Annotated in this window: 27 protein-coding genes; 24 read left to right on the top strand and 3 right to left on the bottom strand. The window is 34.8% G+C overall.

Going from position 1 to position 26,256, the window contains the following annotated elements; translation table 11 throughout:
• Positions 1-210: 210 nt before the first annotated feature.
• A complete protein-coding gene (locus E2R51_RS09275; protein ID WP_133376769.1) occupies positions 211-1,206 on the top strand; it encodes a nuclease-related domain-containing protein in 996 nt (331 codons plus the stop codon).
• Positions 1,207-1,739: 533 nt separating this feature from the next.
• On the opposite strand, the gene E2R51_RS09270 is transcribed toward E2R51_RS09275, so the two are convergent.
• A complete protein-coding gene (locus tag E2R51_RS09270) occupies positions 1,740-2,693 on the bottom strand; it encodes a hypothetical protein (RefSeq protein ID WP_133376768.1) in 954 nt (317 codons plus the stop codon).
• A gap of 253 nt (positions 2,694-2,946) precedes the next feature.
• Between E2R51_RS09270 and E2R51_RS09265 the strand changes: the two genes are divergently transcribed.
• The gene (locus tag E2R51_RS09265; protein WP_133376767.1) at positions 2,947-3,459 is read left to right on the top strand and encodes a hypothetical protein; all 513 of its coding nucleotides are present in this window, start codon (positions 2,947-2,949) and stop codon (positions 3,457-3,459) included.
• Between the two features lie 54 nt (positions 3,460-3,513).
• On the opposite strand, the gene E2R51_RS09260 is transcribed toward E2R51_RS09265, so the two are convergent.
• Both E2R51_RS09260 and E2R51_RS19795 read right to left on the bottom strand, forming a co-directional pair.
• Entirely contained in the window at positions 3,514-3,714 is a 201-nt protein-coding gene (locus E2R51_RS09260) for a hypothetical protein (RefSeq protein WP_133376766.1), read from the bottom strand.
• A 58-nt stretch (positions 3,715-3,772) separates the two neighbouring features.
• Positions 3,773-3,937 (bottom strand): hypothetical protein, encoded by a 165-nt coding sequence (locus tag E2R51_RS19795; RefSeq protein WP_165967188.1) that lies wholly within the window; start codon positions 3,935-3,937, stop codon positions 3,773-3,775.
• 208 nt (positions 3,938-4,145) lie between these two features.
• Here E2R51_RS19795 and E2R51_RS09255 point away from each other — a divergent pair, with 208 nt between their 5' ends.
• From E2R51_RS09255 to E2R51_RS09155, 22 genes are all read left to right on the top strand, one after another.
• Positions 4,146-4,460, top strand: a complete 315-nt coding sequence (locus E2R51_RS09255; protein WP_240733047.1) for a cupin domain-containing protein — start codon at positions 4,146-4,148, stop codon at positions 4,458-4,460.
• A 153-nt stretch (positions 4,461-4,613) separates the two neighbouring features.
• Positions 4,614-5,456 (top strand): STAS domain-containing protein, encoded by an 843-nt coding sequence (locus tag E2R51_RS09250; protein ID WP_165967187.1) that lies wholly within the window; start codon positions 4,614-4,616, stop codon positions 5,454-5,456.
• A gap of 175 nt (positions 5,457-5,631) precedes the next feature.
• A complete protein-coding gene (locus tag E2R51_RS20630; protein ID WP_483299926.1) occupies positions 5,632-5,793 on the top strand; it encodes a YwzD family small protein in 162 nt (53 codons plus the stop codon).
• Between the two features lie 520 nt (positions 5,794-6,313).
• Positions 6,314-8,140 (top strand): nucleoside-diphosphate sugar epimerase/dehydratase, encoded by a 1,827-nt coding sequence (locus E2R51_RS09245; RefSeq protein WP_133376764.1) that lies wholly within the window; start codon positions 6,314-6,316, stop codon positions 8,138-8,140.
• Positions 8,141-8,408: 268 nt separating this feature from the next.
• Positions 8,409-9,008, top strand: a complete 600-nt coding sequence (locus E2R51_RS09240; protein WP_133376763.1) for a sugar transferase — start codon at positions 8,409-8,411, stop codon at positions 9,006-9,008.
• A 51-nt stretch (positions 9,009-9,059) separates the two neighbouring features.
• Positions 9,060-9,884: an aldolase/citrate lyase family protein gene (locus E2R51_RS09235; protein ID WP_133376762.1), complete on the top strand. Its 825-nt coding sequence runs from the start codon at positions 9,060-9,062 to the stop codon at positions 9,882-9,884.
• 26 nt (positions 9,885-9,910) lie between these two features.
• The gene (locus E2R51_RS09230; RefSeq protein WP_133376761.1) at positions 9,911-10,828 is read left to right on the top strand and encodes an NAD(P)-dependent oxidoreductase; all 918 of its coding nucleotides are present in this window, start codon (positions 9,911-9,913) and stop codon (positions 10,826-10,828) included.
• Between the two features lie 23 nt (positions 10,829-10,851).
• Positions 10,852-11,970 carry a glycosyltransferase family 4 protein gene (locus tag E2R51_RS09225; protein WP_133376760.1) on the top strand — a complete coding sequence of 373 codons (1,119 nt, stop codon included), beginning with the start codon at positions 10,852-10,854 and terminating at the stop codon, positions 11,968-11,970.
• On the top strand, positions 11,971-13,356 hold the full coding sequence (locus E2R51_RS09220; RefSeq protein WP_133376759.1) for a nucleotide sugar dehydrogenase: 1,386 nt from the start codon (positions 11,971-11,973) through the stop codon (positions 13,354-13,356).
• Between the two features lie 2 nt (positions 13,357-13,358).
• Positions 13,359-14,333 (top strand): SDR family oxidoreductase, encoded by a 975-nt coding sequence (locus E2R51_RS09215; RefSeq protein WP_133376758.1) that lies wholly within the window; start codon positions 13,359-13,361, stop codon positions 14,331-14,333.
• Between the two features lie 398 nt (positions 14,334-14,731).
• Entirely contained in the window at positions 14,732-15,943 is a 1,212-nt protein-coding gene (locus E2R51_RS09210; RefSeq protein ID WP_133376757.1) for an oligosaccharide flippase family protein, read from the top strand.
• Between the two features lie 20 nt (positions 15,944-15,963).
• The gene (locus E2R51_RS09205) at positions 15,964-17,271 is read left to right on the top strand and encodes an O-antigen polymerase (RefSeq protein ID WP_133376756.1); all 1,308 of its coding nucleotides are present in this window, start codon (positions 15,964-15,966) and stop codon (positions 17,269-17,271) included.
• 47 nt (positions 17,272-17,318) lie between these two features.
• Positions 17,319-17,885 carry an acyltransferase gene (locus E2R51_RS09200; protein ID WP_240733026.1) on the top strand — a complete coding sequence of 189 codons (567 nt, stop codon included), beginning with the start codon at positions 17,319-17,321 and terminating at the stop codon, positions 17,883-17,885.
• A gap of 15 nt (positions 17,886-17,900) precedes the next feature.
• Positions 17,901-19,112 carry a glycosyltransferase gene (locus tag E2R51_RS09195; RefSeq protein ID WP_133376755.1) on the top strand — a complete coding sequence of 404 codons (1,212 nt, stop codon included), beginning with the start codon at positions 17,901-17,903 and terminating at the stop codon, positions 19,110-19,112.
• A gap of 193 nt (positions 19,113-19,305) precedes the next feature.
• Positions 19,306-20,898 (top strand): hypothetical protein, encoded by a 1,593-nt coding sequence (locus E2R51_RS09190; RefSeq protein ID WP_133376754.1) that lies wholly within the window; start codon positions 19,306-19,308, stop codon positions 20,896-20,898.
• Between the two features lie 220 nt (positions 20,899-21,118).
• Positions 21,119-21,409: a PfkB family carbohydrate kinase gene (locus E2R51_RS20065; RefSeq protein ID WP_133376753.1), complete on the top strand. Its 291-nt coding sequence runs from the start codon at positions 21,119-21,121 to the stop codon at positions 21,407-21,409.
• A gap of 1 nt (position 21,410) precedes the next feature.
• Entirely contained in the window at positions 21,411-21,860 is a 450-nt protein-coding gene (locus tag E2R51_RS19975; protein WP_133376752.1) for a PfkB family carbohydrate kinase, read from the top strand.
• Between the two features lie 171 nt (positions 21,861-22,031).
• Entirely contained in the window at positions 22,032-23,795 is a 1,764-nt protein-coding gene (locus E2R51_RS09175) for a T7SS effector LXG polymorphic toxin (RefSeq protein WP_133376751.1), read from the top strand.
• Between the two features lie 16 nt (positions 23,796-23,811).
• Entirely contained in the window at positions 23,812-24,291 is a 480-nt protein-coding gene (locus E2R51_RS09170) for an SMI1/KNR4 family protein (RefSeq protein ID WP_133376750.1), read from the top strand.
• A 105-nt stretch (positions 24,292-24,396) separates the two neighbouring features.
• Complete coding sequence (locus E2R51_RS09165) at positions 24,397-24,714, top strand: hypothetical protein (RefSeq protein WP_133376749.1); 318 nt, start codon at positions 24,397-24,399, stop codon at positions 24,712-24,714.
• Positions 24,715-24,915: 201 nt separating this feature from the next.
• Positions 24,916-25,509 (top strand): colicin D domain-containing protein, encoded by a 594-nt coding sequence (locus tag E2R51_RS09160; protein ID WP_133376748.1) that lies wholly within the window; start codon positions 24,916-24,918, stop codon positions 25,507-25,509.
• Positions 25,509-25,958 carry a hypothetical protein gene (locus tag E2R51_RS09155; RefSeq protein WP_133376747.1) on the top strand — a complete coding sequence of 150 codons (450 nt, stop codon included), beginning with the start codon at positions 25,509-25,511 and terminating at the stop codon, positions 25,956-25,958. The genes E2R51_RS09160 and E2R51_RS09155 overlap by 1 nt, the downstream gene beginning before the upstream one ends.
• Positions 25,959-26,256 lie beyond the last annotated feature (298 nt).

Below are 26,256 nucleotides of genomic sequence, written 5' to 3'. Positions count from 1 at the left end.
AACAGAGTGGCGGCGTGGGTGGGAAATGTAGAAGTGTAGACGGGAAATGTAGAAGGTGGAGGGCGGAGTGTAGAAGGGTTGGTTTGTAGTGTAGAAGGTCACGCTCGGACTGTAGAATTTATTAGTTCAAGTGTAGAAGTTTGCCGAGGAGAAGGAAAAAGACAAACCCGGAGCGAAATAAATAGCACGAACAGGAAAGGAGTTTGATAGATGATCAAAAAAGAACGCGCCTTACCCATCAGATTGCGCCAGCTTATGGCACTCGCGGAGAGGATTGATCCTAGATGGCCGGATTTGAGCAAAATAACGAAGGATCTGTCCAATCAGCAGGCAGGCTACCATGGTGAACAATACCTCGACGCCATCACATCTCCCTTTTTATCCCCCCATTTTCACACCTTTCGCGACCTCAAACTATCTGTTTTTCATGGGACAGAGACGATTCAAATTGATCAGCTGCATTTAACCCCTCATTTTGCTTTAATCATTGAAGCTAAAAACATTACTGGAGAAATTGAATTTGAACAGAAGTTCAAGCAAATGCGCAGGATGAAAGATGATGAAGTACAGTATTTCACCAACCCCACCCTACAGGTTGAACGTCAGAAAGAAGGCTTGCAGCTGCTTTTTGATGGGTGGGGAATTACACTTCCTATCTATACTCAGGTGGTCTTTACCAGCTCAAATGTCTACTTTACGGTAACGGATGAATATGAAGAGGTACGGGATACGGTCTGTAAATCGGACCAGATTACTTCAAGGATTAGACGGATGCTGTTACAAAACAAAGAAACAGTGCTGACGAAAAGGCAGCTTACCAGTCTTTGTTCAAAGCTGCTTTCGTTAAACGTACAGGACGAATGGCGCTCTGTTGTCTCACGTTACGGACTGGAGGAGTGGAGTATTCAGAAGGGAGTTTGGTGTGTGGAATGCAAAACCTTCAGTATGGTAAGAGGCAACCGTTCCTGGGCGTGCACCCGCTGCAACAGATGGGATCGCCACGCGCATCAAAAAGCGCTGGATGATTATTTCCTGCTGATGAGTCCCTCCCTAACTAATAGAGATGCCAGGGCGTTTTTAGGTCTGGATTGTAATAGGACAACCCATGGTTTGTTGAAAGCAATGAACCTTAAACATACAGGAAAAACTTATAATCGAGTTTATCTTAGTCCGTTTCATCGGATTGGTGGAGCGGGGGAAGGGTAGGAAGTTTAGAACTTCTGGTGCGGAAGGTAGAAATAAAGGTTTCTACTGGAGAAGTTCATATCTTCAAATTCTTAACATCCGAGGTGATGGATATGCGTCTTTTTGTGTTTTTATGTTTAGTGTTGGTAGCTTCTAGTTTTTTTATAAACTCTTTATTGGAAAACGAAGCGATTACAGTCACGCTAAATGTTGTCATTATCGTTTTAATTTTGATTGGTTCAGTTTATTTAAGAAAACAAAAACTTACTAAAAGCTAATTAGATATGAAAAGAACACACCGAGCAAGCAAATGAATAGCTTGCTCGGTGTGTTTTTTTGGGTTTATAAATCGGGAAATGTAGAAAGATGTTTGGGAAATGTAGAAGGTCGGGCTGGGAGTGTAGAAGTTGCGGATTTAGATGTAGAAAGTTCTAGTTGAAGTGTAGAAATTCCCTGATTAGGTGTAGAAGCGCGGCTCACGGTGCCGTCCTTGTGCTGGCAGGTCCACTCTACAAAAAAGCCCGAAGCGATTATCGCTTCGGGCTTCGAATGCTTTATTCTTTATTGTTCAACTGCTTACGTTTCAAATTCTCCATGTAGTCCATACCCAGCTTGGTGAGCTGGTAGTGCATTTGGCCGTCGTATTTGAGCTTCTCTACCTTTGGACGGGAGCGACTTAGGGCGATTTGGACGGCTTTTGGTGAGTAGGTGAATGAGAATTGTTCGTGCAGGATAATGTAGACATCTTGTGCTGATAAATGGGAGAAATCGAGCTCCTTCTTGTATAAATAAAGAATGCTGAGCGCTTGATCCTCCAGGCGTTCTAACAAAGTCGGATTCGGGTTATTCTCCAGCTGCAGCTCTTCAAGCGTAAATGCCAGGAGCTCTTCTTTTCGATCCGAACGTGCTTTCATGCCGATGGTGTTAATGGAAGTTTCGGTGGTGCTTTTTTCTTCTGTGTTGACGTTTTTAATGTAGTGGACGCCCGATTCTGTGATTTCGTAGATCTTTTGAAGCTCAGCTAAACCGGATTCTTTCAGGTACCCTTTTTTCACGCAGGTATGGATGCTCAGATGAATATTGTTTGGAACGGTGTGGCGGGCATCACGGAATTGTTTACGAATCGATTTTGCGGTAAAGGACGGCTGACGTTTAAATTGAAACAGGTAGAACGCCATCGCAAGGGTGTATTGCCATTCCGAGTGCAGAGGCAGTCCATTTAAAAACGCCTGGATGTCACGATGTTCAACTGACGAAGGCTCTGGTGCAGCGGCAGGGGGCTGTGAGGGAGCAGCAGTTTTTTCCTCTTTATTCTCCTGTACAGCTGGCTTCATGGAAGGCTCGCGTGTGATCTTAAAGGGTGCGGCTTTTTTTTTATCTTCATCCATCAGCTTGGTCAGGTAAGTGGAAGCGACGGCTTCATGATGGGAAATGAACGATTCATTTCCGGAAACAGAGTATTCAAAGTCTTTATAACGAACACTAAAGTGAAAATCATTTTGAGTCATGGAAAACACTCCTTAATTAGTAAACTCATATAAGATATAGTATGTATAGAAATAGTATAGCCCTTTTGCAACAAGGACACAACCATTTTTGTTCTCAATAAAGAACTATTTTGTTTCCAATTTCTTCTTTAGTAGTTTGAACAAATAAAGAACTTTTATACGCATAGCAGTGATTAAAGGCGCAAAATTGTTTGAGCGCTGTGTGAAAAGGACATATACATATTAAAGAAATGGTTGCTGGGAGGAATACAACATGATGTTGAATCCATTAGGACAAATGTTATTTATGGATATAAGTAAACGACTGCGTGATTTAAAATGGACGGTTAATGACCGTGACTTTCATAAAGAAGGACCTATTAGTGAAGCGGCGTATCATTTGCCAAAGATGCTGGTTGAGCGTGAAGGCGATGCCGAGCTCGAAAATGAGATAGCCGTACTAACCTATGAAGGTTCACGGGAGCAGTTCCTGCAAAACGAACTGGACGGAATCACGCTTGCCTTCAATAAAAAAATGTTAGAAGCGCTGGGCTTACAGAAATCGATCAGCAGCATCAAAGGCTTTCAAACGAAAAGTGACAGCGAAAAGATTCAGTTTTTTGTTGATAAACCATTTGCTGATGATGAAGTCCAGCAATGGCTGGAGGAGCTGTTTGGGAAACTGTCAGCCAGGATGGAAGAGATCTATGGTGATGAAATCAAAGACATTCCAATCGTTCTTCTTCCAACGAAGCTGCAGGAGCTTCCTACAACTGCAGATAACTAAGCCATAAAAACACCTCTCGACCTTCCGTAAATTCGGATAATCGAGAGGTGTTATTTATCGGTACCGTTCATCTGCTTTTACTTCAACTTTCCAATTGCGGAAGGTAAGCAGGCCGACGATAAGAAAAACCAGGAAAAATTCGATTATAAAGCTTTCATTAAGAGAAGGAGAAAATAGTCCGGTAAATAATTTTAACGAAATATAAACGGCTAAAACCCCTGTCGAAGCGAGACTTAGTACGTTAAGGAATTTCACAGCTGTGATACCTCCTTTGTAGAATAGTGAAAATCTATATGTTGGTACCTAAAACGGTTCAGTGACTGCTAAGAAATTTTGTCTGCCATTGGCTTGGTCTGGAAATGAGCGGCTCAATCGCCGGAATAGAGGATGTACACGAGTGAACAGAGGGTTTGAGCTGGACAGATACATAAAAGCTTCGTTCATGAACTGCAAATCCAAAACGTAATTCTCTTTGCACACGCCACGCCTCCTTATGTCTAAATCTTACTATCTAAAAACCCCAATTCAACGAAATCGACAGAATTTAATGGTTTTGTCATTTAAATAAAATATTGTGATATACACTTGTATAAGTGCTTACATAATATGGACAAATAGGAAAAGGAAATTGTAAAAGGAGGAGCAAAATGAAGATCTATCGATTTCACAAATAAGCAGGTAAGAGGATAACAAAGTATCAATCTGATTTTGTGATGTCGCGTATCATTCAAACGGATCAGGCAGCGCGAATAGGATGTATGCATTTAGAAGAAAACGGCGTAATTGGCTATCATCAAGCCGTGGTGCCGCAGCTGTTGTTAATTATAAACGGTGAAGGAGTTGTTCGTGGCGCGAATGATAAGGTCGAAAGTGTACAAAGCGGCGATGCGGTATTTTGGGAGAAGGGTGAATGGCACGAGACGAAATCAACTGCAGGACTAACGGCGATTGTTATTGAAAGCGAAGTCCTGACGCCTGCCTCATTCATGTCTCAAAGGTAAAAGGGCAACGTGTAATGTGGACTGGATAATTTTACATTCCTAAAAATTCGACAAATAATTTATATTTTATGTTTACGGTGATAAAGTAAGGGGTACAATGTATTAGTTTACTAGACTTAGAGACTCCGATTGTCCAATGAAAGGATGTACAGCATGGCCATACAAATTGAAGAAACACTTGAATATCTAACCGATACCATTCTGGCTCACAAAGAAGACCTCGCTATGACAATTACAGAACAACAAAATAATACGTACTCAAATCTAAAAAACCTTACCAATACCCTTATCCCCCTAAGAGTTGAATTAGTGACACTATACGCTGAAGCACTATCACTTGAGCCTGTTCAGCGTGAAGAAAAGATCCAAAAATGGGGCCTTGAAACAGGAAGAAAATGCGCGGAGCTCGGCATTTCCTTAGATGCCATGCTAAAAGAGGTCCCTCACTACCGCAATGCCATCGGAGAACTTATTAAAGAAGAAGCCCTGAAAAAACAATACTCACTTGAAAAGTTTTATGAGATTCTATCTGTGCTTGACCAGGCCGTCAATGACGTGGTCTATTTTTTCTGTCTGCCATTTGTTGAAGTGCAGACCAATAACTTAAAAGCCTCACAGGAGCAGATGCTTGAAATGTCTGTACCTGTCGTACCTGTAGACAACGGCATTGCTGTGCTGCCATTAGTCGGCACCATCGACACCCACCGGGCCAAGCTCGTCATTGAAGAATCACTCACTCAATGCCTGGCTCTTAATATAGAAGAATTCGTCATCGACCTATCAGGCGTAGCCATGGTCGACACCTTCGTTGCCCAAAAGCTTTTCCAGGTCATGGACTCTTTAAAACTAATCGGCGTAAAACCAAAGATCAGCGGCATCTCACCTGAAATGGCTCAAACGATCGTGCAACTTGGACTGGACTTTAAGGAAGTGCCGTCGTATGCCACGTTGAAATCGGCTTTAAGGGAGATTGGATTTGAGCGTCGGATGAATTAATGAGTATAATTAACGATCAATTAGAAATCAGTGTGGGTTTCTGATTGGTCGTTTTTTGTTGTCGAAATCCCCAGTGTAAAGAATTATTTACAGACAATTAACAAAAAATAGACAAAAAACCCTTTCAAATTTACTATGATCTGTTATATAATGCTAGTAATCTTAAAAACTGGAGATGTATGTGATGGAACTTCAACATGTATCCTTAAACAAGGATGCACTAATCCAATTGCTCACTGACGCCCACCAAAAAGGCAGCGAAGACTCCATTACACTTGGAGAAATGGTGGAATGGATTACCCTGCAATTACAGAGCGCTAGCATAGAAACTCGCTGAAAGGGCGGGTTTTTTATATGCGTATCTATTCAGCAGAAATTGTCTAATTTTATCGAAAAATATCTAATTTAAGAACTTTGCCCTAGGTTATTATGTTAGACTTAAATTATTCACAAATAAGTACATATTTATATATTATTTTATCCTAATTTTACAAATCTTTTATTCAAACTATCTATTCATTCATAGAATTCTGTGCTATTATTCCTTTGTAGGTAAAACATGTATAGTTATGTGGTATTAAGTCGGCTCCATTCTACTGATGATTTTGCGTTTTAATGGTAATGTCTCCAATTCCACTATCAAAGGAGGCACTCGGTCACACTGTGGGTATAAACGAAAACGTTTGCCTTAGACTCAATGTCAATGGTGTGTTGTGAGGGTGGGTTCAATGCCCATTATATTTTAAATAGAATAATAGATGATAAATATCTAATGAAAGGGCATACATAGTGTGTATTTTCGTTAGATATTTATTTTATGTGCAAATAAAACTACCTAATTTGAAAGGGGCAAACCTATGTCTTATAAAAAACGAGTAGCTGGATTAATGATGATTGATTCCTTGATTGTGATTCTGTCCATTTTTATTAGCTATTATTTATTACTTCCTTTTGGCAATAATTATTCTTCTATTTTATTGCCAAGTGCCATCGGTCTTCTTTTAAGTCATCACTTTTTTGCATATCGTTACGGTCTCTATAAGAAAGTCTGGCAATACTCCAGTATGAGTGAGCTAGTAGCCATTATGAAGGCAGTATCTTTTTCGATTTTAATTGTTGCCGTATTACAGCTAGTTTTGGCTAGCTCCTTATATACCAGAACATTATCTATTACTTGGATGATGCATATTCTTTTAATTGGAGGTTCCAGATTTGCTTGGAGAATGTATCGAGATACATACATTAAACCAGATCCTAATCGCAAGCGTGCGCTAATTATAGGAGCAGGTGCAGCAGGCACTACAGTGGCAAGAGAATTAAAACAAAAACAGCATTCTGAACTTCAACCAGTAGGGTTTATAGACGATAATTTTACAAAGCATAATTTAGAAATTATGAATATACCGGTTTTGGGCGGCGTAAAACAGATAGAATCTATTGCAAAAGAATATAAAGTAGAACATATAGTTATCGCTATTCCTTCTTTAAGTAGAAGTGAGATACAACGTATATATGCGGAGTGTGCTAAAACGTCAGCAGAGACTAAAATACTTCCATTTTTAGAAGATATTATGACTGGGAAACTTGAAGTGAGCCAAATTCGCGAAGTTCAAGTGGAAGACTTACTTGGAAGAGATCCAGTTGAATTAGACTTAGAAACTATCTCTAAATCTCTAGAAAGCAAAACAATTCTTGTTACTGGAGCTGGGGGTTCAATTGGTTCAGAAATTTGCCGTCAAGTAAGCAAGTTTAATCCAGACAAGCTGATTCTGTTAGGACATGGTGAAAATTCCGTTTATACAATAGACATGGAACTAAAAAATATATATGGCAGTAAAATTAAAATATTGCCTATTATTGCAGACGTGCAGGATCGTGACCGTATCTTTTCTATAGTAAAGGAATACTGTCCTAGTGTAATTTATCACGCTGCAGCACATAAACATGTTCCATTAATGGAGTTTAACCCAATTGAAGCAGTTAAAAACAATATTTTCGGAACAAAAAATATAGCAGAGGCTGCCCATGAATATGGAGTAGAGAGTTTTGTCATGGTATCAACTGATAAAGCAGTTAATCCTCCGAATGTAATGGGAGCTACAAAACGATTTGCAGAAATGATTGTACAAAATCTTGCAAAAGAAAGTAAGACTAAGTTTGCTGCTGTTCGTTTTGGAAATGTATTGGGCTCTCGTGGTAGCGTAATTCCTTTATTTAAGAAGCAAATTGAAGCTGGAGGACCAGTAACAATAACAGATCCTGAAATGACGCGTTACTTCATGACGATTCCTGAAGCATCCAGACTTGTTATCCAAGCCGGAACACTTGCCTCTGGGGGAGAAGTCTTTGTTTTAGATATGGGAGAACCAGTTAAAATTGTTGATTTAGCAAAAAACTTAATTCGTCTTTCTGGTTATACGGAGAATGAGATAGAAATTAAATTTAGTGGAATTCGTCCAGGAGAGAAACTGTTTGAAGAACTCTTAAACGAGGATGAAATACAGAGCGAAAAAGTTTTTCCGAAAATCTACGTTGGAAAAGCTATGCCACTTAGTAAATATGAACTTGATTATGTTATCCAAGAGCTTTTAGAAATGAAACGAAAAGAAATGGTGGATACATTGTTAAACGTAGCAAACCGGAAAGTTGTTGGAGAATTACTAATTGGTCAAAGAAGCTCTTGATTGCTTTAAAAATTTTTTATAAAAAAGTTTAGTGTGTACCTACCTGACAGGGTTATATTTAAGGTTGGTACATTTTCTTCGAATCATGCTTAAAGCTATTTAAAAGCATGATTCGAAGTAGCTATTAATTAAATAATACAATTTTAGTAGGTTAGTAGTTGATTAAACAAAAATAAAGGAAGTCTAATTAAGTCCTAACCTTACTAAAGTACAATTAATAGTGCTAGCGAGTGGAACTAAATTAGAGTAAAGGAGTTTTAAACTTATTATGAGCTATAGAAAAGTTAAGAGGTTATTGGATGTTGTTTTATCTTTGATCGGTTTGATAATCCTTTTTCCAGTTTTGTTAATAGTAGCTATTGCTATTAAAGTGGAATCAAAAGGACCAGTAATTTTTCAGCAAGAACGACTTGGTCTAAATGGAGAAGTATTTAAAATATTTAAGTTCCGTTCGATGTGTGTAGGCGCTGAAAAGAGTGGAGTATATGAAACAAAAGGAGATGCTAGGGTTACTAAGGTTGGGAAATTTATTAGGAAAACCAGTATCGATGAATTTCCCCAATTTGTAAATATAATAAAAGGGGATATGTCAATAATTGGACCTAGACCTACTCTAACTTATCATCCTTGGCCACTTAAAGAATACACTGAATTACAAAAAATAAGATTTAAAGTTAAACCCGGTGTAACAGGATGGGCTCAGGTAAATGGACGTAAGGAAGTACATTGGGATAAAAGGATTGAGTATGATGTTGAGTATGTGAAAAATCTTTCCTTTCAGTATGATATAAAGATATTCTTTAAAACAGTCTTAAAAGTACTAGCAATGAAAGATAATGTAAACGTAGGTGAAACTGCAAAAAAATAAAAAGGTGAAGGAGTTTAATATAGTTACCATAAAAGAAAGAAGGAATTCCAAATGGCTTTAAAATTGATGTACATTACAAATCAAGAAAATGTTGCAAAAATAGCAGAAAAAAGTGGGGTAGATTGGATTTTCATTGATCTTGAGATTAACGGAAAAGATCTACGGCAAGGCCATTTGAATACAGTTATATCAAGGCACAGAATAGAAGATGTTAAAAAAATTAAAAGAGTATTAACCAACTCTGAATTACTTGTTAGAGTTAATCCTATATTTGAAGGTTCAAAAGATGAAATAGACCAAGTAATTAATGATGGGGCAGATATTGTAATGCTTCCCTTCTTCAAGACAAAAAATGAAGTCGAGCTCTTTGTTAGTTATGTAGACGGCAGGTCCAAGGTTTGTCTTTTGTGCGAAACATCAGAGGCAGTAGAAAATATAGATTCGATTTTAAATGTAGAAGGTATAGACTACATTCATATTGGATTAAACGATTTACATCTTAGTTATAATATGCATTTTATGTTTGAACTGTTAGCAAACGGAACAGTCGAAAAGCTCTGTAGAAAGTTTGATGCTGCAGGGATTCTTTATGGTTTTGGCGGTATAGCGCAACTCGGACAAGGGATTCTTCAGGCAGAGAACATTATGGCTGAGCATTTTCGTTTGGGCTCTAGCATGGCAATATTATCTAGAAGTTTCTGTAATATTAAAAAAAGTACTGAGATTGAGTTGGTCGAAGATATATTTAAATTCGGAGTTAATGAAATAAGAGAGTTTGAAAGTCATCTGATGATGAAGAATGAAAGTTTCTTTATAAACAATCAAAAATTTGTTAAGGATAAAGTAATGGATATTGTGTACACCATTACGAGGTAGGTCCTTAGAAGAGAGATGTATAAAATATGAAACTTTTACTAACCGGGGCATTTAATTATAGTCAAGATCAACTAAATATCTTAAATTCATTAGGATATGAAATTATATACATTCAAGATGAAAGAGCCCCCTTACAAATAGATGTTTCTGATGTTTTTGCTGTGGTGTGTAATGGTCTGTTTCTCTATAATGACATCAAGAAATTTAAGAACTTAAAATTTATACAGCTTACTAGCGCTGGATTAGACAGAGTACCAATAAATTATATAAAGGAGAAAGGTATAAGTCTTTTTAGCGCTAAAGGAGTTTATAACATTCCCATGGCTGAATGGGTCGTACTTAAGTTATTAGAGATATATAAAAAAAGCAAACAATTTTATGAGGCGCAGCGTGATCATAAGTGGGAAAAACAGCGGAACTTATTAGAGTTAACTAATAAGAATGCTGCTATTATTGGCTTTGGTGATGTAGGGATAGAGGTTGCTAAAAGGCTTAAAGCATTTGATGTAAATATTTTTGGTGTGGGAAGACGTAAGGTAGAATCTCAATATATTGATGCTTACTATCTTATCGAAGACATTGATCAGGTTTTACGAAAAAGTGATATTGTTATTTTAACAATACCTCTGACTGAGGAAACAAAATATTTAATAAATGAGCAAAAAATAAAAAAAATGAAAGATAATAGTGTTCTTATTAATGTTTCAAGGGGAGGGGTTATAGACGAAGAAGCTATAATTGAATCTCTTAAAGAGAAGAAATTTCTTGGAGTTGCCCTTGATGTATTTGAGCAAGAGCCACTTTTTAAAGAAAGTCAGTTATGGAATTTTGAGAATGTGATAATTACGCCTCATAATTCTTTTATATCTGATAAGACAAATAAAAAATTATTTGAGAAAATTATTAAAAATTTGGGTGATTATCAAGGAAATTTTGGTACTTAATCCATATAAGAGGGTGCAAGTTCTTGAAGTTTATATTAATTTCACCAAAAAATAGGACAGTTTATAATTTTAGAGGGGATCTTATAAAAGACATAATCTCTAATGGTTATGAGGTTATAGTTACAGGGCCTAATTTAGATAATATAGATAAAATTACTGAATTAGGTGCACGCTTTGAACAAATTCCATTAGATAAAACAGGACTTAATGTTGTTGCTGACATTAAATACTTATTTAATTTGATCAAGCTTTTTAAGAGAGAAAAACCAGATGTGACATTTGGATACACTATAAAACCTGTAATCTATGGTAGTATCGCTGCTAAATTGGCGGGTGTAAACAATATTAATTCTATGGTAACTGGAGTTGGTTATGTATTTACAGCAACTACAAGAAAAGCAAGAATTATTAAGTTTTTTGCAAGTATACTTTATAGATTAGGTTTTAGTTGTGCTGACACAGTCATCTTTCAAAATAAAGATGACCTGCATGAATTCACAGAACTTGGATTGTTAAACAAAGGGAAATGCCAGTTGATTGATGGGTCTGGCGTTAATATGGAAAAATTCTTGGCTGCTGAATTTCCAAAACAGCTTACTTTTTTTATGCTCTCAAGAGTGATGTATAGTAAAGGAATTCGAGAATACCTAGAGGCTGCAAGAGAAATTAAATCAAACAATAAAAATGTGAGGTTTATGTTACTTGGTGCTATCGAAAATATGCAAGATTCTATGTCGAAGGAAGATTTAGAAACATACATTGATGATGGGACCATTGAACATTATGGGGAGACAAATGATGTTTTAAGTTACTATAAGATGAGTTCTGTCTATGTGCTTCCTTCTTATAGAGAAGGAACTCCTAGAACGGTCTTAGAAGCAATGGCAGTAGGGAGACCTATTATCACAACAGATGCCCCAGGATGCAGAGAGACTGTAATTGATGGAAAAAATGGATTTTTAATTGCTCCTAAAAGCACAGATCAACTAGTCGAAAAGATGCAGCTTTTTATTAAAAATCCTAATTTGATAAAACAAATGGGTGACTCTAGTTATGAACTCTGTAAAAAAAAATATGATGTAAAAAAGGTTAATAAAAAAATGCTTTCTTTTTTAAAAATTAGTAATGAAGGAGTTAATTAAATGAATTTATATACAGCTTTAAAAGACAAAAGTGAAAAACTTTCAATAATCGGACTTGGCTATGTTGGGATGCCAATTGCCGTAGCATTTGCAAAAAAAGTGAATGTAATTGGGTTTGATGTAAACGAAGATAAAATATCGATGTATAAAAATGGAATCGATCCCACTAAAGAAGTAGGAAATGAAGTCATTAGCCAGTCCACGGTAGAATTTACTGCTAATGAATCACGGTTAAAAGAATCAAAGTTTCATATTGTTGCAGTGCCGACTCCGGTAAGAGATGATCGCACACCTGATTTAACACCTGTAAAAGCTGCTAGCAAAACTTTGGGAAGAAACCTAACTAAAGGAGCAATTGTTGTGTTTGAATCCACTGTCTATCCTGGAGTAACTGAAGATGTTTGTCTTCCAATTCTTGAACAGGAATCTGGATTAAAATGTGGAGAAGACTTCTTTATTGGATACTCCCCAGAAAGAATAAACCCAGGAGATCAGGAACATAGACTTGAGACGATAGTTAAAGTTGTTGCAGGAATGAATGAAGAGACACTTGATACAATTGCAAAAGTTTATGAGCTTGTTGTTGATGCTGGAGTACATAGAGCAGAGTCAATAAAAGTTGCTGAAGCGGCTAAAGTGATAGAAAATGCTCAGCGTGACATCAATATTGCATTTATGAACGAATTATCAATTATTTTTGATAAAATGAATATCGATACCAACGCAGTACTTCGCGCAGCAGGAACTAAGTGGAACTTTCTTAAGTTTTCTCCTGGCTTAGTAGGAGGACACTGTATCGGTGTTGATCCATATTACCTTACGTATAAAGCTGAACAAATGGGCTATTATTCACAAATTATTCTATCAGGACGTAAGATCAATGACGACATGGGGAAATACGTTGCTGAAAGTACAATTAAAAAAATGATTAAAGCTAACATCCCTATTAATGGCGCAAAAGTTGCAATTCTGGGAGTAACCTTTAAAGAAAATTGCCCTGATGTTAGGAATACAAAAGTGATAGATGTAATAAATGAATTAAAAGATTATGGTATAGAGGTTGTAGTTAACGACCCGTCAGCTGATAAAATAGATCTTTATAATGAATATGGATTAAAAACAGTTGAATTGAATGAAATTAATGATGTGGACGCTGTAATTGTTGCAGTTCCACATAAAGAATTTAAGAATATTTCAGTAAATCAACTTGCGGATTTATATAAAGTAATTGATAAGCCCTATACGGAGGTTGCTGCCAGTTTAGAAACTTATAATGGTAGTATGTATAATAGTGAATACCAAAGAGGTAAAGTTTTAGTAGATATTAAAGGATTATTTAATAAAGTAGATTTAGAACAAAATGGATTTATTTATTGGGGGCTATGATAGTGGGTTATAAAGAATTAAAGTTCCCTGAGCAGTCTGTATTCCTAGTAACAGGCTGTGCAGGATTTATCGGTTCAAACTTGGTTGAAGCCATTTTAAATATGGGATATAAAGTACGTGGTTTAGACAATCTTTCTACAGGATTTTATAAAAATATTGAAGAATTTATAGCACATCCAAATTTTGAGTTTAATAAAGGGGATATTAGAGATCTAGAAACATGTAAACAAGTTACTAAGGATGTAGATTTCGTTTCTCACCAGGCAGCGTGGGGAAGTGTGCCGAGAAGTATTGAAATGCCATTATATTACGAAGAAGTTAATATTAGGGGCACATTGAATATGATGGAGGCTTCTAAAATTAATGGCGTTAAGAAGTTTGTATATGCTTCTAGTTCTTCAGTATATGGAGACGAGCCAAATCTTCCTAAAATTGAAGGTAGAGAGGGAAATGTATTATCTCCATATTCGTTAACTAAAAAAGTTAACGAAGAATATGGACGCCTTTATAAAGAGTTGTATAACTTAGACACTTACGGTATGAGATATTTCAATGTGTTTGGGAGAAGACAAAATCCTGAAGGTGCATATGCGGCTGTTATCCCAAAATTCATTAAACAATTAATGAATAATGAACAACCAACGATTAATGGCGATGGTAAACAAAGTAGAGATTTTACGTACATTGAAAATGTAATTGAAGCAAATCTTAAGGCATTAGTTGCTCCGAGTGAGGAAGCTGGAAAATCTTATAACATTGCTTTTGGTGGTCAAGAATTTTTAATAGATATCTACAATTATTTGAAAAAATCATTGTGTAAAAAGATAGACCCGAATTTTGGACCCGATCGAGTAGGAGATATTAAACATAGTAATGCTTCAATTGCTAATGCAAAGAAATCATTAGGTTATAGTCCAGATTGGAGTTTTGAAAAAGGAATTGAGGAAGCACTTGAGTGGTACAAAAAGAATATATAATTTGATTGTTAATAGGATATAATAATTGAATTTTGTTTCAATTTAGTAAAGAATTCGGTTTCTTACTTAAAGTTAAAATAGCTCTATGTGTAATTCTAAAGGCAAGAAGTATAGTTAAGTTTATTAAAAGAAGATTTATTCAATATAGTTATAAGTGCTTAAATTGTTATAAACTAATTTAATATACTTCATTAAGTTTTAAGTTATTAGATATATAGGCATCTCTGCTTTTACTATAATAAATAATTTTCATTTCTTTAATATATAGTATACCAATGTTTATTACATTTTAATTTATTGTTATAAAGCACGGTTTAAAGATTGTGTAATAGAAAGGAAATTGAAAATGATTATATTTTTGGTTTTTTGGGGATTTAATACAGCGAGTTATATTTAACATGAGAACTTTAAAAAATATAACTTGGCTTTTTACTGCCAACTTAATAGTTTCATTAACTAAATGGCTGATGTTAGTCATTATTGCTAGGACATTAACTCCAGAAGCAGTTGGTGCATATTCTTTAGCATTTGCCTTAGGTGCTCCAATTACTTTATTAGCTAATATGAAATTACGTTCATTATATATTACAGAAGAAAAAATTAATTTTAGTGATTATATGTATACCCGGTACATATTTAGCCTAATAGCTTTTATTATTTTATTCGTCATAGGAACACTAATATATCCAAAATACTTTTTGATAATTATGTTAGTTGGATTAATTAAGATATTTGATTTGCAATCTGATTTGTATTACGCACTTCCACATAAAAAGCAAGATATGAATTATATTGGTAAATTGTTGATTACAAAACATTTGAACTCTTTGTTAGCTTTTCTTATAACTATCTTATTTACTAGAGACCTTGCAATATCTTTATTAGTACAATTAATTTTTCAAATACTATTTTTATTTTTAATCGAGAAAAGAAAAATTACGAAAATTTACAAACCAATAATAGGAAATTCGAAATTAGAGGATGTTAAGAGAGTAATACTATTAGGAATTCCTTTAGGTCTTGTACAAATGTTATTCTCTTTAAACACCTCTTATTCTCGATATCTTCTCGAGTTCTTTGAGTCTGCAGAAATACTAGGCTATTTTTCTGCAATGGCATATATATTAACAGTTGGAAACATGTTAGTGAATGCAGTTTCACAAAATTTCTTACCAATTTTATCGAAATTAATTAAAGAAAAGAAAATCGCTGCCTTCAAAAAATATGTTTTCTTTAAATTATCTATTTTTTCAACTCTCATAGGTGTTTTTACGATACTTTTTTCATACTTTATAGGTGAAACTTTTCTTACTATAGTTTATGGAATCGAATATGCTAAATACACGGATATATTAATTTTAATGAGTTTTGCCCTATCGATTAATTTTATCAGCTGGAACTTCGATACTGCCTTACTAGCAATGAGATATATAAGTGTTCAACTCAAGATTTCAATTATAGCTCTGATTGCTAATGTATTTATCGGATATTTTTTAATTAAAAGCTTTGGTATACATGGTGCAAGTTATACAATAATTATTATAAATAGCATACAACTTTTATTAAGAGGATGTTTTGTTTATTTAAGGATAAGAAGATATGATATTTAGACTGTTAAGCGAGGTATACTATGGAACATATTTTACTACGTAAAGGATTATTTTATACTATATTATCAATTATGTCCTTTATTGTATTACTAACCAATGATTTCAGATTAATACTTGTGCTTTATATTATTGTGTTAATATTTTGTCTTTTTCTAGTGAGATGTATTTTGCATCATCCATTTGTTTGGTTTTTGCCATTCTATTTCCTTTTTACATGTTCAGAAGCTTTTTTAATGTGGTTAGAAGTAGTGCCTTATAATATAAACATTACATTAGCTCTTAAAGGCGGATGGATTGGTATGTTTGTATTTTTGATAATTATCAATCCAAAAATAGAAAATTATACAAATATAAGCAACAGACAAAATAATAATTTTATCTTTAAAGTGATATGGTATATCTCCCTGATATTAAGTTTTGTATCTTTAATTTCCATAACTTCTTCTGGGGTATCAAATAAAAGAGAGATTAACATGCAATCTGAACAAATTTTAAATTCATCTTTAAGTTTTAGTTTATTGTTGTTAAGTTTTGCAGTTATTGTTGCTATGAATTTGTTAAATAAAAAAGATTTTCCATACAAATTTGTTATTTTTAACATTGTATTTATATTTTTCGCTTTTTTAGTAAACGGAGAAAGAGATTTGTTTATGAGAATAATCTTAATTACTATGATGCTATTTACTATTCTGTATATAAGGATAAAACCTGTATACATAATATTTTTTGGAACCATAATGATGGTTATGATTCCCTTAATGCATAATTTAAAAAACTTTTGGTTGACTAAAACAACAAATGAAACTTTGTCCGGTAATATAATTGTGGATATTTTATCTGGTTTTAAGTCTGCTTCCGAAAACCTTTTAATAGTAATTGAATCTAATCTCCCATATAAAAATGGTGAAACTTTAATTTGGGATATATTAAGATTTTTTAGTAAGAACCACTATTCTACTACGGAATGGTTTAATCGAATGTTTTTTCCAAACACTGTTGCTACAGGAGGGGGAAAAGGTTTTTCTCTTTTAGGAGAAGGTTACTTAAACTTCGGAATTGCTGGCATGGCTATTTGGATGGTAATTCTAGCACTTTTTATCAAGTTTTTATATGTGTATAGTAATAAAAATTTCATAACACTTCTATTGTATATTCTCTCAATGCCCGCATTTATATATGCGTTACGTGCCGATTTTTCTAACATGCTATCTGGAACCATAAAGCAAGCGTTAGTACCTTTAATATTATTTTATGTTTTCTATTGGATATTGACTCAGTTGCTTAAAAAAGATATATCTTCAAAGAAAATAACTCTTTATGATAGGTGAATTTAAAAACCAATAACATATTTTGTAATATTAAAGGTGGGTTGTGTATGAAAGGCAGACAAATTTTCAAGAAATATAAGATAATAATTAATATTTTTGAGACTTTAGGTAGATTATTACCAACTTTTATGTGGAATCTATTATGGGTTTCAGTAATTAATTCTGAATCGAAATTATCATTATTTGTAAGATATTTATATGTGAGAAAATATAGTGCAAGTTGTGGAGATAATATCTATATTGGGCAGGGAGTTATTATAAAAAATATTCAATACTTGGAGTTAGGATCTAACATTAGTATTCATGCTTATTCATATTTAGATGCAGCAGGCCGAATTAATATATATAACAATGTTTCTATCGCGCATCACTCTTCCCTAATTTCTTTCGATCACACTTGGGAAAATTCAGAGATACCTATAAAATACAATAAAGTTGTAAAAGGCAAGATTTTAATTAATGAGGATGTTTGGATAGGTTGTGGGTGTAGGATCTTATCAAATGTTACTATAGGCAGCAGAAGTGTTATAGCTGCTGGTGCAGTTGTAAAGAATGATGTAGTTTCTAAAACATTAGTAGGGGGTGTTCCTGCTAAAGAAATAAAAAAAATATAATGAAGGGTGAAGTAGATGGAACTGGTATTTGTACACAGTCACATTTTTAAATATGACAAAAATAAACGAGTGTATACTGATGGTAAACTAACATATCAAATGTGGGAGAACAGGTATTTAAAACATTTTGATAAATTAAAAGTTGCAGCAAGAGGTGTCGAATACGAAGGAGATAATTTAAACATATCGAGTGGGTCAAGAGTAAAACACTATATACTTCCAACTTTATCGAATGTTGCACGCCGAAATAAAAATCTAAGGATATTAAAAGAAGATTTAGAAAAGATAATAGAAAATGCTGATGCAGTTGTAGCTAGAGTACCAAGTGGCCACGCTTATCATGCAATAAAAATTGCAAAAAAACTTAAAAAGCCTTATGTTATTGAAGTTGTAGGAGATGTTTTTCCTGCTTTGTGGAATCACGGTAAAATTTTAGGTAAAATTATTGCCCCTATATATTATTATAAATATAGAAATATTATTAAACATTCTTCTTACAATATATATGTAACAGAAGAGTATCTTCAAAAAAAGTATCCTTATAATCATTCTGCAAAGATAATAAATGCTTCTAATGTTGAAATCTCATTAGTACCTAAAGAAATACTAGAAGAAAAATTAAGAAAAATAAAATTGATGCATATAAATCAAGAGTACAATATTGGTTTAATTGGATCATACTCTTCAAAACAAAAAGGTATTGATACTGCTATTAAAGCCATTAAAAATTTAAGTAAACAAGGTATTGATTGCAATTTGCATATATTAGGTGATGGGGATAAATCATGGTTAATTGAATTAGTAAAAGAACTGAATATTGAAGATAAAATACATTTTTCAGGTAGCTTGCCAGGCGGTGAAAAAGTATTTAATTGGTTAGATTCTATGGATATATATATACAGCCTAGCTTAACAGAAGGGTTACCTAGAGCATTAATCGAGGCTATGAGTCGCGGACTTCCCTGCGTTGGGTCATCAGTAGGAGGTATTCCTGAACTAATTGATAAAAGGTTTATTCATGAACCAAAATCATCAAAACAATTAAGTGATAAAATAAGAAATTTGTTAAGAAATAATCAATCTTTGGAAGAACAATCTATAAACAATTATAATAATGCTAAACAGTATACATCAGAAGTTTTAAATACTCGTAGAGACGAATTTTGGAAAAGTTTTATTAATACTGAGTTAAAAAAACATACTTTTACTGATGGGGACTTAGTCTAATAATATAAATTCACTAAGAGTCGGTGAAATGTAAAATAGGTTAACTATTTTTCGTTATTTCACCAATTCAATTATTAACCGAAAAAATTACAGTCTATAATTTATTTTAAAACTACATACATTTATAAATTTGTTAATAGTTGATTTAAACATTTTATACTTTTGTATAATATATAAAGAAAGGAATAATTAAATGAGCAAAGTTAATAAAATTAAGAGTTTGTTAGATGACAACCCTCAATATCAAGATGCATTATTTAGTAGAGGGTATCTAATTACATCTAAAAATATTAAACAACTAGACCTTTATCCTTTCTATAATAATTGGAAAGTATTTAATGAAATGCCGAAGCTAAACATGTATGTTCATAACAAACAACAATATTATAGTTATGAAGTTAATGGGGTTTATTCTTTACTTATTGGAAATGCATATAATCCATTTACTATGCAAAGTAATGAGAGCGACTTACTTAAAGATTCAATTGAATGTTATTTACAAAGCGAAGAAAATTTTTTAAACAAGATTAGTGAATTCACAGGCATACACTTAATAGTTGTTATAGATGGTGATAAATTAATTGCAGTTCAAGACTGTTCAGGAATGAAATCTTGTTATTTTGGAAAAGTAGATGATGAACTTTATATCACATCTCATCCGCAACTAGTTGGTGATATATGTAATTTAAGTGTAGATTCTTTTGTAGAAGAATTGACTAGCTCTCGCAGTTATAATATAGGTAACAGACATTTACCAGGTAATATTACTCCTTATAAAGAATTAAAAAGACTAGGTGGTAATACATTTCTAGAATATAATTATAGTTTTAAAATTAAAAGATTCTATCCTCTTAAACCACATAAAGAAATAAATACAAATGAAGAGTATGAAGAAGGGATAAAGAATATTTATCAAATTATGCATCAAAGCATGGAAATAACCTCAATAAAGTGGAATAAGCCTGCAATTTCGTTAACCGGAGGTACTGATAGTAAAACAACACTTGCATGTACTAATGGCTTATATGATAAGTTTTCTTATTTTAGTTATCACTGTAAACCTTCAGAAATTATTGATGCAAATGCAGCACATGAAATATGCAATGAAATTAATGTTACACATGATATATATTCAATACCTGATAATAATGAGGAAATTAAGGATTTTGATATATTTAAAAAAATAATTGACCATAATACTTCATATTTTAAGAACACGGCAGATCATGAAATTAGAAAAATGATTTACTTATATAATTTAGACAAATTTGATGTCGAGGTAAAATCTTGGGCTTCCGAGACAGCTAGAGTATTTCTTGAAAGAAAATATGGACTAAAAATGCCAGAAGTACTTAGTGAAAGACACATGAGTATTTTTCAAACTAGATACTTTTTAGTTCCAGGGTTATTAAAGAAATCGGATAATATTTATAAAGGCTTTTTGAAAGAGGTAGACCTTGAAAAACCTCTTTTTAATTTTGAACATTCTGATCTGTTTTATTGGGAAGTAAGGATGGGGGCTTGGGGAACTTCAGTCGTTTCTTCTTTTGATTTATGTCATGAGGTAACTATACCGATGAATAACAGAAGATTACTTGAGATGTTTTTAAGTTTTTCACATCAAGATAGGAAATCTGACAAAGTTCATAATACTCTAATAGAAACTGCTAATAAAAAGATAGCTAATATGAATATATATATACCTAATAATTATTTTAAATCTTATCGTATATGGATTGAAAAAATATATTATCATTATAGAACATTACTATATAAGAAAAAATAAAGAGTTTCTACTATAGTTTGTGTGCATTTCTTTGAACAGAGTAAAATTGTTAGTTTATAGACATCAACTGCTCTTTTAGAAAGGCTTTTGATGTCTTATAATTTAGCTTTCTTTGGCTGCATTGAAAAATCTCTCCACTAGCTTTTCATGGTTTCAAACAAATGTTAATTGAAGGATAAACAAACAGAATATTCAAATGAAATAAAGCTCTAGTCCTAGAATGAATGGGACTGATTGGGAGACACGTCCAGTCGCCACTGCACGTATGGGAGCGGATGTAGCCATGATTGGCTGTGTCGGTCAGGATTCATATGGTGAAGAGTTGATTAGTCTTCTGCAAGCTGAAAATATAAATGTAGATGCTGTGATGAAATCAGATGAGGTCAGTACGGGCATTGCTCAGGTTACTGTAGCAGATCAGGATAATTCAATCATTGTCGTTCCGGGAGCAAATCATTCTATCACCAAAGAATGGATTAATCAGCATATCCACTTAATTCAAGCGGCTTGAGATTGTTACGTATGCCGCTTCTTGTGCCAATCGCTATCATGTGCCTGTTATCTTGAACCCGGCCCCCGTACAAAAGCTGCCGTCTGAATTACTTTCTCTTGTGACTTATCTCACACCGAATGAAACGGAATTCTCTTTTTTAAGCGGGAGATCTGCTGAAACTGGTCTTGCGATTGATTCCCTTCTGACTCGGTTGCAGAGAGCGGTCATCATTACGCAGGGTGAAAAAGGCGTAATTTATAAGGAGAAAGCGAGCAACTCCCAGACAAGTCTCCCCGCCAGTTCTGTAGAAGTCGTTGACACAACGGGTGCAGGAGATTGTTTCAATGGAGTTCTTGCAGCCAAGCTCGCCCAGGGTGATACACTCGAACAGGCTATCCAGCATGCGATTACTGCTGCAGGAATATCTGTCACAAAGCATGGGGCGCAGACTGGAATGCCTAGGGTTTAGGTTTGTTAAAATAGAACTCTATCAAAAACTCTTCAGAAGTAGATTTGAATTATTTAGCATGACGCGATATCTCGTTAGTAGAGGTGTCGCGTTTTTTTGCGTTCGCAATTGAACTTCCCATCTTATAACTTTACAATATAGGAAAATAGTAGAAAACAAGGGTGTGGTGCAATGTCGCAAACGGTCAGGTATGATGCTGCTGCGCTTCAGGGTGCGATGGAGGAGCGGGCGGGCCAGTACGAGACGTTTAGAGGACAATTAATGGTGTTAAAGGACAAGATGACGGCTGTTACAAATCTGGGTGAGGCCTTCGAAGGGAAGGCAGCTAACTCGATCAAATCCTTTTTCAAAGCGCAAAGTACCATTGTTGACATGTGGATTCAGTTGGTCGATCAGCAGATCCTATTTATGAATGATGTAGGAGCGATGGCAGAGGATCGAAAGCTTGGCGGTTCGACCTATGTGGATGTGCCTTTTTTAGAAGAAGAGCTCGAGACGGCGCATGTAAGAACAATGGAGATGATCCAGAAGCAGCATAAGGACCTAGCTGGGGTATTGGCTGAGGTCAATGATTTGGTTGCGATTGAGGCATATTCCACAGCTGAAATGGAAGCGTCGTTAGAAGACGCGAAAAATAAACGTAATGATACAATAGAGACGCTAGAGGAATATGATCATGCGTTAGTTTCTGAGTATAATCAGTCAATGGAATCACAGGAACTGGTAGACAGTTTACTGGATTCCTTGATTCAATCCACAAGTCAAAATGGCGTTATAACTACTGTTTCTTTTAATGCTCATGCTTTTGAAAACAGTGAGGCATTTAAAAGTATTGAAGGAGCCCGGGGAAGAAGCCTGGCATACATAAATCAAAAACAAGAACAGCAGAAGTTACGGGAAGCCAACGCATCAGCTGCTGCGCTTAATTTCTCCGAAGTGAATGGCATGCAAACTGCTTATTCCGGAGCGAATAGTGGAATCATGACACCGGAATTCATGGCTTCGAATCATGGTCCACTTTTCAACATGATGAACCCGAATCGTCTCGATCAAATGATCAGCGCTGCCTATCTCCCTGTCACATCCAGCACACCAAAAACCCATGCAGAAAAACAGCTGGAAGACCTGCTGGCACAAAAAGGGATTCAAAATGAACCAATAACAGAAGAAGAGCTCGCGGGACTTAGAGCATATCTAAGTGACCCGGCAACGATCGAGTCCTTTAGCTCATCGAACCCTGGTGACGCAGTTGAAAGAGATTACCCGGATCCGACTTATGCCGATATGAGAAAAGTACTCGGAAACCCGAATTCTGATGTAGGGATGGAAGCAGGAGGCCATTATGTTGTTGGTGGCATAAAGTTTCTATTCGAAGACATCGCCACCCTGCTAAACCCAGACTCCACCCCATCTGAAGTAACCATGGCCGCCATGTTCACCTTTTTCAAACCTTTGAAAGCCGCGGATAAAGGGTATGATTTGGCTGGTGCGGGGAAGAAGGTTGAGGATGCTGGGGATGTGAGGAAGGGGTCGGAGGTTGACTCGACTAATAGAACGGATAAAGTTGTCAATACCGGAACTGATACTGTATTCAATAGTTATAAATATTGGGATCGAACAATAGAATTTAAAAATGTAAAAGTATATCAAAGAAATGATATTATAGATCCAAATTTAAAAGATGCGCGTGGGAGAACTAATGCAGATAGAATGAAGAAGGGTTTAGCACCTTTAGGGCCGGATGGCAAATCAATTAATTTGCACCATACCACACAAAGAAATGAAAGTTCAATTGCAGAAGTGACTAGTACATTCCATAAAGAGAATAGTAATATCATACATATTAACCCTAATACAATTCCCTCTGGAATTAATAGAAAAGAATTTAACAAATGGCGATCTGATTACTGGAAGGAAAGAGATTTAGATTTTTAACGAAGGAGGAAAAGCAATGAGTATAGAGTCATACCATCAAGCTAAGGAATTAATTAAGAGGAATAATGAGTTAGCAGACTTTGTGGGAGGTTGTTCTATTGACCTAATTGAGAAAGCACAAGATAAAATTGATATAATCTTTTCGGGAATGTATAGAGATTATTTGAAATCATTAGGAGCTGGTAATTTTGGATCTCAAGAGGTTTATGGGATCATTCACGATGACTTTGAAAATTCTTCAGTTCCAGATGCTATTTGGTTTACATTATCTGAAAGAAGAGAAATAAATTTACCTAACCATCTTCTTGTTATATATGATACTGGTAGTGATGAGTTGTTTTGCTTGAATTACCGTGATGTTAATGAGCGAGGTGAGCCTAAAGTGGTTTCTTATTTACCTGGCATAGATTTAGCTCAGCAAAAATACGAATTAATTGCTGAGGACTTCGGAGACTTTTTATTAGATTTAGTTGAGCAAGAGATTGAAGGAATATGACTAATTAAGGTATAGAGAATAAAAAGAAGCGAATGGCAGCGATCTATTATGACTCGCTTTTGTATGATTTATGAAATGATATTGGATCTATTAGGGAGCTTTGAAATGTATATTCAGTATGATGAATTTGACCTATTAGAACTTTTTTTAAAAGAACCGATTAGTATCTCGGGAGATATTAACTCCGGAGAGCTAATTTATTCTTATAGAAACGTTGATAGTTTTGAAATAGTATTAACTATGGATGTTTACAGACAAGAATGTAGTTTAAGCATTACTTATAAAGATGCAACCATATTTACTGAAGATTTAAAAAATGTTACAAGTATCATAAAGAAAGAGACTGAATTGTTCATTTATCTGGATAAAGACCCTAAATTGAAAGTGAAATTTTTAAATCAAGTTGGAGTAGAACTTCTTTAATAAGAGTGTCTAAAATAGATAAACCCCCAATTGGAGCACTTCTTAATGTGTCTATCCTTTGGGGGTTATTTCAAACCAGAGCAAGCTGGCTTTTTCAAAGAGTATTGTGATTAACGAACTTCAGTAAAGGTTGAGAACTTTGCATCCTCCAACCCTGGTGACGCAGTTGAAGGAGATTACCCGGATCCGACTTATGCCGATATGAGAAAAGTACTCGGCAATCCCAATTCTGATGTAGGGATGGAAGCAGGAGGCCATTATGTTGTTGGTGGCATAAAGTTTCTATTCGAAGACATCGCCACCCTGCTAAACCCAAACTCCACCCCATCTGAAGTAACCATGGCCGCCATGTTCACCTTTTTCAAACCTTTGAAAGCCGCAGATAAAGGCTACGATTTGGCTGGTGCGGGGAAGAAGGTTGAGCATGCTGGGGATGTGCGGAAGGGGTCGGAGGTTGAAGGGGCTAGTGCTCCTGAGAAAATTGTCAAAAATGCTGAGGATGTTGTGTTTAAACAAAGTTCTTTAGATAAGGCATTCAGCAAACACAAAAATGATTTTGGGAGTTACCCTGATGGAAGTAAATCTAGTGTAGATCTATTCAAAAATGATGTTTCAGAACTTATAAATACTGGAGTTCAAAAGCAAGGGAAATATAGAAATATAGAAGGAACACATATTTATAATGAAACTACTAAACAGTGGACTTTTATTAACTCAGACGGAACATTAAATACAGCTTTTAAGTTAAGTGATAAACAGGTGGCCTATCTAATTGAGACAGGAGTGGTTAAATAGTGAGACTAGTAAATACTTATCTTTCTAAAGAAGAAATGAAAAAACAAGAAATTGATCTGATATCAAAATTATTTAATAAGCACTATTCTGAAGAAATTGAAATAAGTAACTATAAATATGATGATCGAACGTATTATGAAACTGATTTTGATTTAATGGAGATAGAATTTGAACAGAAGACTATTTATAAAGAAATTAATAAATTGATTGAACTTCATGAAAAAGCCATTCAGTTAATTAGTCAAGATGTAGAGATCATTATTGCTAACGACGATACAGATGCTGAAATTCAGGTATTTGAAAATAATAATAATGATGTTTCTGGATTTGGATTGTTTATTACTAAAAGAAAAATCCCTGAAATTAAACCCTATTACACTTCTACTATTTGCAATGCTTATTTGAATTTCGAACATGTTAGTTTTGGTGTTATGTTTGAATTGGACTGAATATACCTCCTCTTTGCAGCGTTGTACATCCACTTGTTTTAAAGGATTTTAGTTGTACAAAATCATCAGCAGCATTATGATCGTTACAGAAGGTGTGTTTGATTGTGAAGCTGGCACATCTTTAGGCGAGAGGAGGATGCTTATGTTTAAGAAGTTTATAAAAAGCATTTCGAAAAAACTCAAGGACCACGGCAGCAGCGGGCGAAGAAGGGATTATCGTCACGGATCAAGCAGTGGGAAGAGGCGCAGGTATAGCGGGAGCAGTAGCAGCAGCCGACGTGGGCGTGCCCCATACTCT

The sequence above is a fragment of the Jeotgalibacillus sp. S-D1 genome, assembly GCF_004358665.1.
In the GTDB taxonomy this organism is placed as follows: Bacteria; Bacillota; Bacilli; order Bacillales; family Jeotgalibacillaceae; genus Jeotgalibacillus.
The sequence above is the reverse complement of the archived record's forward strand: the minus strand, read 5'-3'. Positions and strand labels throughout refer to the sequence as shown.